Source organism: Pseudomonas moraviensis, from assembly GCF_900105805.1.
In the GTDB taxonomy this organism is placed as follows: Bacteria; Pseudomonadota; Gammaproteobacteria; order Pseudomonadales; family Pseudomonadaceae; genus Aquipseudomonas; species Aquipseudomonas moraviensis_A.
Genome location: NZ_LT629788.1, coordinates 2772489 through 2785568, shown reverse-complemented (window position 1 = coordinate 2785568; position 13080 = coordinate 2772489). Strand labels below are relative to the sequence as shown.

The 13080-nt window shown below is 59.9% G+C and carries 13 protein-coding genes; 4 read left to right on the top strand and 9 right to left on the bottom strand.

What is annotated here, in order from left to right; translation table 11 throughout:
• On the bottom strand, positions 1-609 hold the full coding sequence (ccoO, locus tag BLU71_RS12340) for a cytochrome-c oxidase, cbb3-type subunit II (RefSeq protein ID WP_042608413.1): 609 nt from the start codon (positions 607-609) through the stop codon (positions 1-3).
• A complete protein-coding gene (gene ccoN / locus BLU71_RS12335) occupies positions 609-2051 on the bottom strand; it encodes a cytochrome-c oxidase, cbb3-type subunit I (RefSeq protein WP_042608412.1) in 1443 nt (480 codons plus the stop codon). Before ccoN (BLU71_RS12335) ends, ccoO (BLU71_RS12340) begins: the two co-directional genes overlap by 1 nt.
• Before the next feature lie 198 nt (positions 2052-2249).
• Here ccoN (BLU71_RS12335) and BLU71_RS27910 point away from each other — a divergent pair, with 198 nt between their 5' ends.
• Positions 2250-2384 (top strand): hypothetical protein, encoded by a 135-nt coding sequence (locus BLU71_RS27910; RefSeq protein ID WP_268893363.1) that lies wholly within the window; start codon positions 2250-2252, stop codon positions 2382-2384.
• Positions 2385-2531: 147 nt separating this feature from the next.
• Here BLU71_RS27910 and ccoP read toward each other — a convergent pair whose 3' ends face one another.
• From ccoP to ccoN (BLU71_RS12315), 4 genes are read right to left on the bottom strand one after another with little or no spacing between them, the layout of a single operon-like run.
• Entirely contained in the window at positions 2532-3485 is a 954-nt protein-coding gene (gene ccoP, locus BLU71_RS12330) for a cytochrome-c oxidase, cbb3-type subunit III (protein ID WP_083353205.1), read from the bottom strand.
• Complete coding sequence (locus tag BLU71_RS12325) at positions 3482-3679, bottom strand: cbb3-type cytochrome oxidase subunit 3 (protein ID WP_083354334.1); 198 nt, start codon at positions 3677-3679, stop codon at positions 3482-3484. The genes ccoP and BLU71_RS12325 overlap by 4 nt, the downstream gene beginning before the upstream one ends.
• A 5-nt stretch (positions 3680-3684) precedes the next feature.
• Positions 3685-4293 (bottom strand): cytochrome-c oxidase, cbb3-type subunit II, encoded by a 609-nt coding sequence (gene ccoO / locus BLU71_RS12320; protein ID WP_003223389.1) that lies wholly within the window; start codon positions 4291-4293, stop codon positions 3685-3687.
• A 10-nt stretch (positions 4294-4303) separates the two neighbouring features.
• Complete coding sequence (gene ccoN / locus BLU71_RS12315) at positions 4304-5728, bottom strand: cytochrome-c oxidase, cbb3-type subunit I (RefSeq protein ID WP_083353204.1); 1425 nt, start codon at positions 5726-5728, stop codon at positions 4304-4306.
• Between the two features lie 92 nt (positions 5729-5820).
• Here ccoN (BLU71_RS12315) and BLU71_RS12310 point away from each other — a divergent pair, with 92 nt between their 5' ends.
• The 3 genes from BLU71_RS12310 (at position 5821) to BLU71_RS12300 (ending at position 9303) form a co-directional block, all read left to right on the top strand.
• Complete coding sequence (locus tag BLU71_RS12310) at positions 5821-6501, top strand: alpha/beta family hydrolase (protein WP_083353203.1); 681 nt, start codon at positions 5821-5823, stop codon at positions 6499-6501.
• Between the two features lie 1038 nt (positions 6502-7539).
• The gene (locus BLU71_RS12305; RefSeq protein ID WP_083353202.1) at positions 7540-7893 is read left to right on the top strand and encodes a DUF6124 family protein; all 354 of its coding nucleotides are present in this window, start codon (positions 7540-7542) and stop codon (positions 7891-7893) included.
• A 1059-nt stretch (positions 7894-8952) separates the two neighbouring features.
• Positions 8953-9303, top strand: coding sequence for a DUF6124 family protein (locus BLU71_RS12300; protein WP_083353201.1), 351 nt, complete (start codon positions 8953-8955; stop codon positions 9301-9303).
• Between the two features lie 235 nt (positions 9304-9538).
• Here the strand turns inward: BLU71_RS12300 and BLU71_RS12295 are convergent, their stop codons facing one another.
• The 3 genes from BLU71_RS12295 to inhA all read right to left on the bottom strand — a co-directional run bounded on the left by BLU71_RS12295 (position 9539) and on the right by inhA (position 13018).
• Positions 9539-11104, bottom strand: coding sequence for a methyl-accepting chemotaxis protein (locus BLU71_RS12295; protein WP_042608406.1), 1566 nt, complete (start codon positions 11102-11104; stop codon positions 9539-9541).
• Positions 11105-11206: 102 nt separating this feature from the next.
• On the bottom strand, positions 11207-11998 hold the full coding sequence (locus BLU71_RS12290; protein ID WP_083353200.1) for a CPBP family intramembrane glutamic endopeptidase: 792 nt from the start codon (positions 11996-11998) through the stop codon (positions 11207-11209).
• A 333-nt stretch (positions 11999-12331) separates the two neighbouring features.
• Entirely contained in the window at positions 12332-13018 is a 687-nt protein-coding gene (gene inhA, locus BLU71_RS12285) for an isonitrile hydratase (RefSeq protein WP_083353199.1), read from the bottom strand.
• Positions 13019-13080: the final 62 nt, after the last annotated feature.

Below are 13080 nucleotides of genomic sequence, written 5' to 3'. Positions count from 1 at the left end.
TCACCGTTTGCTTTTGATGATGGTGCCCAGGCCTTGCAGGTAGGCCACCAGCGCGTCCATTTCGGTCTTGCCCTTCACGGCCTCCTGAGCACCGGCGATGTCTTCGTCGGTATAAGGCACGCCGAGGGTGCGCAACACTTCCATTTTCTTCGCGGTTTCCTTGCCGTCTAGCTTGTTTTCCACGAGGAACGGGTAAGCCGGCATTTTCGACTCGGGGACCACGTTGCGCGGGTTGTACAAGTGCGCACGTTGCCAGTCATCGGAGTAACGACCGCCCACACGGGCCAGGTCCGGACCGGTACGTTTGGAACCCCACAGGAACGGGTGGTCCCAGACGCTTTCACCGGCAACCGAATAGTGGCCATAGCGTTCGGTTTCAGCGCGGAACGGGCGGATCATCTGCGAGTGGCAGCCGACACAACCGTTGGCGATGTACACGTCGCGGCCTTCCAGCTCCAGCGCCGAGCGTGGCTTCATGCCCTCGACCGGCTTGTTGGTGACGTCCTGGAAGAACAGCGGAACAATTTGGGTCAGGCCACCGACGCTGACGGCGATGACCATGAAGAAGGCCAGCAGGCCAATATTCTTCTCGACAGCTTCATGCTTCATCAGTGAGCTCCAACGACGGCAATCTTGGCGGCGGCTTCGGCTTCAACCGGATCCGACGCACGAACGGTGCGGTACACGTTGTAAGCCATCAGCAGCATGCCGCTGGCAAAGAAAGCACCGCCCAGCGCGCGGACGATGAAGCCCGGGTGGCTGGCCTGCAGCGCTTCGACGAACGAGTAGGTGAGGGTGCCGTCATCGTTGATTGCACGCCACATCAGGCCCTGGGTGATGCCGTTGACCCACATCGAGGCGATGTAGAGCACGGTGCCGATGGTCGCGAGCCAGAAGTGCGCGTTGATCAGCCCGATGCTGTGCATCTGCGCCCGGCCGAACAGTTTGGGGATCATGTGATAGATCGCGCCGATGGAAATCATCGCCACCCAGCCGAGTGCGCCGGCGTGTACGTGGCCGATGGTCCAGTCGGTGTAGTGCGAAAGCGAGTTGACGGTCTTGATCGCCATCATCGGCCCTTCGAAGGTCGACATGCCGTAGAACGCCAGCGATACCACCAGGAAGCGCAGGATCGGGTCGGTGCGCAATTTATGCCAGGCGCCCGACAGGGTCATCATGCCGTTGATCATGCCGCCCCAGCTCGGCGCCAGGAGAATGATCGACATCGCCATGCCCAGCGATTGTGCCCAGTCCGGCAGGGCGGTGTAGTGCAGGTGGTGCGGGCCGGCCCAGATGTACAGGGTGATCAGGGCCCAGAAGTGCACGATCGACAGGCGATAGGAATAGATCGGACGTTCGGCCTGTTTCGGCACGAAGTAGTACATCATCCCGAGGAAACCGGTGGTCAGGAAGAAACCCACCGCGTTGTGGCCGTACCACCACTGGATCATCGCGTCAGTGGCGCCGGAGTAGGCCGAATACGATTTGAACAGGCTGACCGGCAACGACATGTGGTTGACGATGTGCAGCATCGCGGTGACGACGATGAACGCGCCGTAGAACCAGTTGCCGACATAGATGTGCTTGGTCTTGCGTTTGGTGATGGTGCCGAAGAACACCAGACCGTAGGTGACCCAGACAATGGCCAGCAAAATGGCGATCGGCCATTCCAGTTCAGCGTATTCCTTGGTGGTGGTGTAACCCAGCGGCAAGGTGATGATGGCGCCGACGATGACCGCTTGCCAGCCCCAGAAGGTGAAGGCTGCGAGGCTGTCGGAAATCAGTCGCGTCTGGCAGGTTCGCTGCACGACATAGTAGGAGGTGGCAAACAGTGCACAACCGCCGAAGGCGAAAATCACCAGGTTTGTGTGCAACGGGCGCAGGCGTCCAAAGCTCGTCCACGGCAGACCGAAGTTCAATTCCGGCCAGACCAGTTGCGAGGCAATGAAGACACCGAGCCCCATGCCAAGGATCCCCCAGACCACCGTCATGATGGCGAACTGGCGGACTACCTTATAGTTATAAGCAGTCGGACTGATTGCTGTGCTCATTCTAAGGTTCCACGGTTTGGGTGTTTTATTAGGATTGGAATCGGCCGCAAGTATGCAGAGAGCAGGGGGTCATTGCAACGCGCCATGACCTGGGTCAATGCTTTCCAGCGCTGATTCTGCGGCCTTTCCATGCGCCGTGTAGGGTCAAAACGGCCCCTGTCAAAATGTCGCTGTGAGTGAAAAAAACGCGGAGTTCGGATGGCCATCGACGGCGTCTTTTTCGACGTCATGATCGGGGGACGAAAGGCATTCGGCGCAACAGCCGTTATCTACCAGCCCTTGCGGCGAATCCGTCAGCCGGTTCAGCGGCCGCATCGCCCGGGAGTGATCTGAAACTGTCACGCACCAATCCGCTTTCGAACAAGCGTAGACCTGAATCAGGCGAACCGAAAGGTGAGGTGGGAAGGGGTGCGACAATGCGTCGCAATGGGGCGGGAAACTGCCGCAACGAAAAAGTCGCGGCAGCTGTGTGCGCAGGATTTATTTCTTTATGTCTTCACTTGCCATTCGTTCTGTATTCAATCCGTGGCTAAGGCTGTACACATAGGCGGCAAGCAATTGCACTTTATCGTTGCCCAACAACTCGTTCTGCGCCGGCATGTGTCCTTGGCGACCATGGCGAATGGTTTGCTCCAGTTGGGTCAGACTGGTGCCATAGATGAAGCCGGCCGGATGGGTAAGATTCGGTGCGCCCATCGCGGGGGTGCCTTGGCCAGTTGCGCCGTGGCACGCCACGCAAGTGGTGCTGAACGCTTGCTGCCCGGCTTGCAGATCCGCCTTGCTGTCGGCGGGTAGCGGCAGGCCGGCCAACTCGTGGCGCACGTAGGCTGCGACGTTTTTCACCCCGGCTTCACCGAGTACTTCGCCCCAGGCCGGCATCGCCGCCATCCGTCCGCCCAGGATGGTGGTCTTGATCGTCTCGGCCTCGCCGCCCCAGCGCCAGTCGCTGTCGGCGAGGTTAGGGAAGCCGAATGCGCCCTTGGCGTCGGAGCCGTGGCACACCGAGCAGTTGGAGGCGAACAAGCGACCGCCCATTTTCAGCGCCTGCGGATCTTTGGCCACTTCTTCCACGGGCATGGCAGCGAATTTGGCGAAGATCGGCCCGAACCGGGCGTCCGCCTTGTTCATCTCCTTTTCCCACTCGTGCACGCCGGTCCAGCCATCCTCGTAACCGGGCAGGATGCCTTTCCAGTTGCCCAGGCCCGGATACAGAATCAGATAGCCCACCGAGAACACCAGCGTGCCGGCGAACAGCATGAACCACCACTGCGGCAGCGGATTGTCGTATTCCTCGATGCCGTCAAAGCTGTGGCCCATTGTCTGGTCGACGCTGCCCTTGGTCTCGCCCCGGCGGGTGCCGATCAGCAGCCACGTCAGGCCGATCAGGCTGCCAATGGTCAGTACGCAGATCCACGTACTCCAGAAGGTGGTCATGGCCGGGTACTCCTTGTTTCAGGTGCTTGGGTAGTGTCAGGTTGCGGTTCATCGGCGAACGGCAGCAGACGTGCTTCGGCAAACTCCGGGGTGCGCTTGCGGTTGAACACCCAAAGCGTCAAACCAACGAAGGCGACGAACACCACGACCGTGCCGAGGCCGCGGATCAGGCCTGCACTCATCTCAAAGATCATCGTGCTCACCTCTTGCTCTTGATCGCAGTGCCGAGCACTTGCAGATAGGAAACGAGGGCGTCCATTTCGGTCTTGCCCTTGAGGCTGGCGACCGCGCCGCTGATGTCGTCGTCGGTGTACGGCACGCCGAGGGTGCGCATGGTTTTCAGCTTGGTTTCGGTGTGGCTGCTGTCGACGGCCTGGGTGACCAGCCATGGATAAGCCGGCATCTTCGATTCCGGCACGACGTTGCGCGGGTTGTACAAGTGCGCGCGGTGCCAGTCATCCGAGTAGCGCGCGCCAACCCGGGCGAGGTCCGGCCCGGTACGTTTCGAACCCCACAGGAACGGGTGATCCCAGACGCTTTCGCCGGCCACCGAATAGTGCCCGTAGCGTTCGGTTTCGGCGCGGAACGGGCGGATCATCTGCGAGTGGCAACCGACGCAGCCTTCGCGGATATAGATGTCGCGGCCTTCCAGTTGCAGCGCGGTGTAGGGCTTCATGCCCTCCACCGGTTTGTTGGTGACGTCCTGGAAGAACAGCGGGACGATCTGGGTCAGGCCGCCGATGCTCACGGCGAACACCATCAGCAGCATCAGCAGGCCGACGTTCTTTTCAATGGTTTCGTGTTTCATGGCGGACTCCTCAGGCCATCTGCGCGGCAGCGACGACTTCAGCAGGCTGCGAGGCCCGCACGGTGCGCCAGGTGTTGTAAGCCATCAGCAACATGCCGCTGAGGAAAATCGCCCCACCGATCAGGCGCACGACAAAGCCCGGATGGCTGGCCACCAGGGTTTCGACGAAGGAATACGTCAGCGTGCCGTCCTCGTTGACCGCGCGCCACATTAGGCCCTGGGCGATGCCGTTGACCCACATCGAGGCGATGTAGAGCACGGTGCCGATGGTCGCGAGCCAGAAATGCGCGTTGATCAGGCCGACGCTGTGCATCTGCGTCTTGCCGAAGATTTTCGGGATCATGTGGTACAGCGCGCCGATGGAGATCATCGCCACCCAGCCGAGCGCGCCGGCGTGAACGTGGCCGATGGTCCAGTCGGTGTAGTGGGAGAGGGCGTTGACGGTCTTGATCGCCATCATCGGCCCTTCGAAGGTCGACATGCCGTAGAACGCCAGCGACACCACGAGGAAGCGCAGGATCGGATCGCTGCGCAACTTATGCCAGGCGCCCGAGAGGGTCATCATGCCGTTGATCATGCCGCCCCAGCTCGGTGCCAGCAGAATCAGTGACATCACCATGCCCAGCGACTGTGCCCAGTCCGGCAGCGCGGTGTAGTGCAAGTGGTGCGGGCCGGCCCAGATGTACAGGGTGATCAAGGCCCAGAAGTGCACGATCGACAGGCGATACGAGTACACCGGACGCTCGGCCTGTTTCGGCACGAAGTAATACATCATGCCGAGGAAGCCGGCGGTGAGGAAAAAGCCCACAGCGTTGTGGCCGTACCACCATTGCACCATCGCGTCGGTGGCACCGGCGTAAACCGAATAGGACTTGGTGAAACTCACCGGCAACTCAAGATTGTTGACGATGTGCAGAATCGCCACGGTAATGATGAACGCGCCGAAGAACCAATTGCCGACATAGATGTGTTTGGTCTTGCGCTGCATGATCGTGCCGAAGAACACAATGGCGTAGGCGACCCAGACGATGGTGATGAGGATGTCGATCGGCCATTCCAGCTCGGCGTATTCCTTGGAACTGGTGTAACCCAGCGGCAGGCTGATCGCCGCCAGCAGGATCACCAGTTGCCAGCCCCAGAAGCAGAACGCGGCGATTTGCGGCGCGAACAATTGCGTTTGGCAGGTGCGTTGCACCGAGTAGAAAGAGCTGGCGAACAGCGCGCAGCCACCGAAGGCGAAGATCACAGCGTTGGTGTGCAGCGGGCGCAGACGGCCGAAACTGGTCCAGGGCAGATTGAAGTTGAGTTCCGGCCAGACCAATTGCGCCGCGAGAAAAACCCCGAGGCCCATGCCGACGATGCCCCACACCACCGTCATAATGGCGAATTGGCGGACCACCTTGTAGTTGTAGGCGGTACTGATAGAAGTGTTCATGGTTCCCCATCCACGGTTCAGCCGAAGTGAGCGCGCGTAAACGGCGCGAATCCTTCGCCTGGAGTTATAGGCAGACTAAAAGCGAGGCAAGCATGGACAAACAGCACAAGGCCAGTATTGACGGGGATCAATGGGCGCAGTGTGTGCGTGATCATGGGTGGCTGTGGGATGCCGCTGTTGGTGAGGCTTTTGCGACTCTGATCCTTGCGCATGGAGCGGGGGCGCCGATGGATAGTGACTGGATGAATGACATGGCTGGGCGCCTTGCCGGGCTTGGGGTGAATGTGTTGCGGTTTGAGTTTCCTTATATGGCGCAGCGGCGGGTGGATGGGGTAAAGCGGCCGCCGAATCCTGCTGGGAAATTGCAGGAGTGTTGGCGTGAGGTGTTTGCGGTGGTGCGGCGTCATGTCGCTGGGCGGTTGGCGATTGGCGGCAAGTCGATGGGCGGGCGGATGGCGAGTCTGGTGGCGGATGAGTTGGGGGCTGATGGGTTGGTGTGTCTGGGCTATCCGTTTTATGCGGCTGGGAAGCGGGAGAAACCGCGGGTGGAGCATTTGGCTTTGTTGCGCACGCGGACGTTGATTGTGCAGGGGGAGCGGGATGCTCTGGGTAATCGTGAAGCTGTCGAGGCTTACACCTTGTCACCGAGTATTGAGGTGATGTGGCTGGCGGCGGGGGATCATGATTTGAAGCCGCTCAAGGCTTCTGGCTTTACGCATTCCGATCATTTGGCGGGTGCTGCGCAGAAGGTGGCTGAATTTCTCCGTGACTGATTTTGAGCCGGGCCGGGATTTTGCGTTGCATGAAGATCTGCTCCCTTTCCCCCTCGCCCCCTTGGGGGAGAGGGTCGGGGTAGCTGTTGATCATGCTTTTGGGGGCATATCCGTTGCTGCGGTAACGGCTCCTTAGGGTTCCGCCCTGACGGCGGGTCACTTTTTCCAAACGCCGAAAAAGTAACCAAAAAGGCTTGCTCCTACGTTCGGCCCGCTCGCTTAGGCTCGGGGTTCCTTCGCTGCGGGATCGATCCGGGCGCAGCGGCTCCGGTTTGCTTCGCTGCACCTCCTTCCGCTGTGTCTGGCTGCGCCAGACGGTCGCTGCGCTCCCACCCCCGGATCAATCCCTCCACTCAGCCTTCCGACGTCGCCGGTGGATCCAGATCAAGAGCAGGCGAGCTGACACTCGGCCTATTGAGTGGTGAAAAGCGTGGATGTTCGGCTTTTGATTTGTGTTGTTGCTGCCCCTCACCCCAGCCCTCTCCCGAGGGAGAGGGGGCCGATATGTGTGGTTTTCAAAGCCTGAGTTCAACGCGGTATTGCACGTCGGCGTAGCTCTCCCAAACACCTCGGTTCAGTCCCCTCTCCCTCCGGGAGAGGGTTAGGGTGAGGGGCGATTTCGCTGACACGATAAAGAGCCGGAAGCGTGCTCGGTCCGGCATTTCCTGTGTGTAAACATGATTTTGTTCGCGCGTTTAAACTACACGATCCGTTACGCCATCCCGGCTACAACTCCTTGCGCCGTTGCCTACGCGTACGCCAGAATCCGCCGGCTTACACGGCTATGAGGTTGGCTATATCGTTTCTCGGTCACTGAAAAAAAGCAGTGATCGGGTTTGGTAGCCCGTCTGTAATGGCCGTATGTCTACGCCTTCAGACCGTCCTTTTTTGGGGCTTGGTTTATATGGTGGTCATGCGTGGGGCTCGTTCGCGGGCGCCGGGTTCCTATTGCAGCCGGTCTACCAACCCGCGTATGGCCGCCACCCTCGTTTGTTAGCGAAGGTGATGGCTCCTTCAGTCTGCGATAGGAGTTTCATCATGTTCAAAGTAACCCCCAACCCGCCAATCCCCCACGACCCCGCACTCGATCCGCAAAAAGTCCAGGAAGCCACCGACCGCGCCCTCGACTACTACCTCAAACCCGAAGACCTGGCTGCTCCACCAAGTTCACCAAAATATCGCCCGATCTACGTTGTAGACCCCACGCTGGGTGACGAAACCCTGCTGGTCGAGGCTTGCGAGTCGCTTTCCTACGCCCATGCCATGGCCGGTAACATCGCCAACTCAATCGGCGGCCCGGAACGCAAACCACTGCTGGCGCTGCAACAGGTGATCATGCTGAATGAACTGTTGGTCAATCGGCTGCTGGACAAGCTGAAGTTGCCTCAATAATTACGCTGGTTGTCATGGCTTTTTCGCGAGCAGGCTCGCTCCCACATTGGATTAGCGGTAGCCACCTTCTTTGTGCTCGAAAATGATCCCGGTGGGAGCGAGCCTGCTCGCGAAAGCGATCTGCCAAGCGACATCAAATTAAGACAGGTAATAAATAGCCCGGAAGCTTGCGCTTCCGGGCTTCCAAGATCAAAAGATCGCAGCCTTCGGCAGCTCCTGCAGTAACCGTGCAGGAGCTGCGGAAGGCTGCGATCTTTTTGATTCATCTGGTGATGGGTAGCCTGCCAGTGATCACAAATTTATCGAACACGTTCTGCCCATCACGTGCGGCCTGCCGAACATCAAGGAATGTCAGCTCATTTCGAATTTTTTGTTTAGCGGGTTTTCGGGCGGGGGTTGTATTCATGCTGGCCGGTCTGCGTGATTGAGTAGCGAACGGCAAACGATAGAACCTGGCCTCAACCCGCACCAGTCGGCGTATTCTGGCGCAGTTGTAGGCAGTTTCTGCAGTGCTTAAGTGAGATCGTTGTCGGCAAAGAAGGCCTCATCGCGAGCAGGCTCACTCCTACAGGGGCTCGGTGTCGGGAGCATAATTTGTGATTGGCGCAGATCCAGTGTAGGAGCGAGCCTGCTCGCGAAAGCTCCCTTCCAGACGACATCAAACCACCTGCCTGTCAGAGGCAATCCCAGCAATTAAACATCTTCAAATTCCCACGTTTAAACTACACGATCCGTTACGCCATCCCGGCTACAACTCCTTGCGCCGTTGCCTACGCGTACGCCAGAATCCGCCGGCTTACGCGGCTATGAGGTTGGCTATATCGTTTCTTGGTCACTGGAAAACAGTGATGGGGTTTGGTAGCCCGCGTCGAAACCGTTGTATAGCGTCACCGTATGCAGTCCCGATTCGGGGCTCGGCTTTTATGGTGGGCATGCGTGGGGCTCCTTTGTGAGCGCCGGGTTTCCTGTTTCGACCGGTCTACCAACCTGCGTATGACCACCACCTTTCGTTTGGTAGCGAGGGTGTTGGCTCCCAATATTCGAAACCGGAGTACGCCCATGTTCAAAGTAACCCCCAACCCGCCAACCCCCCACGGCCCCGATCTCGACTCGCAAAAAGTCAAAGAGGCCACCGACCGCGCTCTCGACTACTACCTCAAACCTGAAGATCTAGGCGCTCCACCAAGCTCGCCAAAATATCGCCCCGTCTATGTTGTAGACCCCACGCTGGATGACGAAACCCTGCTGGTCGAGGCTTGCGAGTCGCTTTCCTACGCCCATGCCATGGCCGGTAACATCGCCAACTCAATCGGCGGCCCGGAACGCAAACCACTGCTGGCGCTGCAACAGGTGATCATGCTGAACGAACTGTTGGTCAATCGGCTGCTGGACAAGCTGAAGTTGCCTTAGTAGTTATTGGGCCAGCCCTCACCCTAACCCTCTCCCAGAGGTAGAGGGGACTGACCGAGGTGTATGTGCGAGGTACGCCGACTTGAGATACCGAGTCGAACTCAAATTCTGAAATGCACAGAGATCGGCTCCCTTTCCCCCTCGCCCCCCTTGGGGTGAGGGGGGAGATATTCAATGACACAACAAAAAACCCGGAAGCTCTCGCTCTCCGGGTTTTTTGTTATCGCCAGTTCAATCAGCGGTTAAACCGCTCTACCAACGAGTACTGCGTGTTGGCCGTCTTGGTCAGCTCTTCACTCAGCAACGCCGAGTTATGCGCCTGTTCCGACGTCTGATCCGCCAGTTCCGAGATATTGCTGATGTTGCGGCTGATTTCTTCAGCCACGGCACTTTGCTCTTCGGTCGCGGCAGCAATCTGTGTGGTCATGTCGGTGATGTTGGCCACCGCTTCACTGATCCCGACCAGGGCCTGATCCGCTTCCAGTACCCGCGCCACGCCTTCTTCGGCCTGACGATGTCCGGCTTCCATGGTTTGCACAGCGCTGGACGCGGTCTGTTGCAACTTGGCAATCAGCGCGTGAATCTGCCCGGTGGATTCGCTGGTGCGTTGCGCCAGTTGACGAACTTCGTCAGCCACCACGGCAAAACCACGGCCCATCTCGCCGGCACGTGCAGCCTCGATGGCGGCGTTAAGGGCAAGCAGGTTGGTCTGGTCGGCGATGCCTTTGATCACGTCGACCACGCCGCCGATTTCGTCGCTGTCCTTGGCCAGTTGCGTCACGGTCAGGCCGGTTTCCCCAACAACCACGGACAAACGCTGAATGGCTTCGCGGGTTTCCCCGGCGATGTCACGGCCGCGCCCGGTCAGGCGGTTGGCTTCCTGGGTGGCGTCAGCGGTGCGTTGTACGTGGCTGGCGACTTCCTGGGTGGTGGCGGCCATTTGGTTGACGGCGGTGGCGACCTGTTCGGTTTCCACGCGCTGGCGTTCCAGGCCGGTCGAGCTGTTGTGCGCCAGGGCGTCGGACTGCTTGGCCTGATCGGTCAGGTGTTCGGCGGTGTCCTGCAGACGGGTCAGGCAGGTTTTCAGGCGCGCTTCCTGGCTGAGGATCGACATCTCCAGACGCGCCTGGGCGCCACGGCTGTCGGTGTACATCTGCGCGATCAGCGGGTCGGAGGTGGTCTGCTCGGCGAGGCGCAGCAGGCGCTTGAGCCCGCGTTGCTGCCATTGCAGGCCCATCAGGCCCAGCGGCACCGACAGACCGGCGGCAAGGGCGAAGCCCCACTGCGAGTTCAGCGTCGCGCCGATCATGAAGCTCAACTGGCTGACCAGAATGAACGGCAACCAGTCCTGCAGGATCGGCAGCCATTTGTCCGTCGAAGGAATCGCCGACTTGCCCTGATTGATGCGTTGATAGAGCGCTTCGGCGCGGCGGATCTGTTCGGCGGTGGGTTTGACGCGCACCGACTCGTAACCGATTACCTGGCTGCCATCAAACACCGGCGTGACGTAGGCGTTAACCCAATAGTGGTCACCGGATTTGCAGCGATTCTTGACAATGCCCATCCATGGCAAGCCTTGTTTCAATGTGCCCCACATGTGCGAGAACACCGCCGACGGCACGTCAGGGTGACGGACCAGATTGTGCGGCGCCCGGATCAGTTCCTCCCGCGAAAACCCGCTGATTTCAACGAACGCGTCGTTGCAGTAGGTGATCACGCCCTTGGCATCGGTGGTGGAAATCAACCGTTGCTGAGCTGGAAAGGTCCGCTCGCGTTGTGTAATGGGCTGGTTGTTACGCATGGTTTTTCAATCCGCAAGGCTTTGAAAGGTTGTCGGCGCTGACAGGTTTTTATTGAAGTTTTTTTTCAGAATTACGTACGGCGTCGCAAAACGGCGCTTGCGTCAACTGGCCAGCATCGGATAGGTGAACAGGCCGAAGTGCAACAGGTTCAGGCCGAAATGCGTGGCGATCGCCGCGCCCAGTCCGCCGAAACGGTAGGCCAGACCATAGCCGACCCCGGCCAGTCCCGCCAGCAACACCCAGGTCCAGCCGGCGCCGGCATGCACCAGACCGAAGAGCAGCGAGGCCGACAGCAGCGCGAGGTTGTCGCCATACGGCAAGTGCTTGAGACGACGGCTGAGTCCGCCCTGTATATAGCCGCGAAACAGCGCTTCCTCGACCAGCGTCACCAGCAGCAGATTGTTCAGCACCCAGAGCCAGGCCTGATCCGGCCACTTTGGCGCCCAGGCAATCACGCCGAGCAGCAGCGCACCGCCGAGGGCGAGAATCGCGCACAGCGTCAGGGCGAGGGCGGTGGCGTAGACCGTCAGTCGCAACGACCGCCGCGCAACGATCCACGGGCACACCAGCAGCAGCCAGAAACCCACCAGCGGTTTGTCGAGGTTGAGGTACATCGCGAACGGCACGGCGTTTTCAGTGAAACGTTGTGGATTGATCGCGCGGCCGTTGGCGAAACCCGGCAGCCAGTGCAGCGCCAATGCCAGGGCCAGGACGACAAACAGGCCGTGGCCGAGCCAGCGCGCGACCGGCACCTGTTGCTGGCGCACGGCGAACGCGGCGAACAGCAAAAGCCCCACGGAGATCAATGCCAGCCAACCGGGTTGGCCGTAGCTCAGGGCCAGTCCGTAACCGAGGCCGAGCAGCGCAAGATAGAGCCAGGGCAGCGCCTTCATCGAAAGTCCTTGTGCGAAATTCTGGAAGGGGCTTTCTACACGGGCGAGGGGGTGGGGACAAGTGAAGGGCAGCGAGAAAACCGCCGCTGATAATTTCACACCGACCTGTAGGAGCTGCCGAAGGCTGCGATCTTGAGGCTGTGGGACGCGGAGCGTCCCCGGCTGCATTCCCACGCAGAGCATGGGAACGATCAGACATCACGGCAAACCCCGGATCCCCTGTAGGAGTGAGCCTGCTCGCGATAGCGGTGTGTCATTCCGCGCAGATGTTGGCTGATCGACCGCTATCGCGAGCAGGCTCACTCCTACAAGGGTTTTGCATTCGGCTGCAGATCAGCGCAGATTCAGGTTGGCCGCCGCGCGCTCGGTAATCTCGGTACGCAGCTTGAACGAAGGCGCCGCGCGCAACCGTGCTTCGTCGACAACTGCACTCGGTGCCACGTCCGGGCTGCCGGCATTGAACGGCGGCGCCGGGGCGTATTCCAGCTGCAACTGCACCAGCTGCGCGGTATCCGCATCAACCAATTCAGCGGCCAATACCAAGGCAAAATCGATCCCGGCGGTGATCCCGCCACCGGTAAACAGATTGCCGTCGCGCACCACCCGATCCTTCACCGCAATCGCCCCCAGCTTCGGCAGCAACTCGTGATACGCCCAATGGGTGGTCGCGCGTTTGCCTTGCAGCAGACCCGCCGCGCCAAGTACCAGCGAGCCGGTGCACACCGAGGTCACATAACCTGCCTGGGCGGCCTGGCGCTTGATGAAATCCAGCGTCTGCTGGTCTTCCATCAACGGCCCGACGCCGCCACCGCCGGGCACGCAGATCACATCGAGATCCGGGCAGTCGTCGAAGGTCGTGGTCGGTTTCAGCAGCAGGCCGGTGCTGGACGTCACCGGCATCAGGTCCTTCCAGACCAGATGCACCTGCACGTCGGGCAGCGAGGCGAGCACGTCGTAAGGGCCGGTCAGGTCGAGTTGCTGAACCTGCGGGAATAACAGAAAACCGATCTGCAGCGTCATCGTTCTTGCTCCGTTGAAAGAAGTGGACGACTTCACTGTAGGCGCGTAGGTTCTGGCGCATA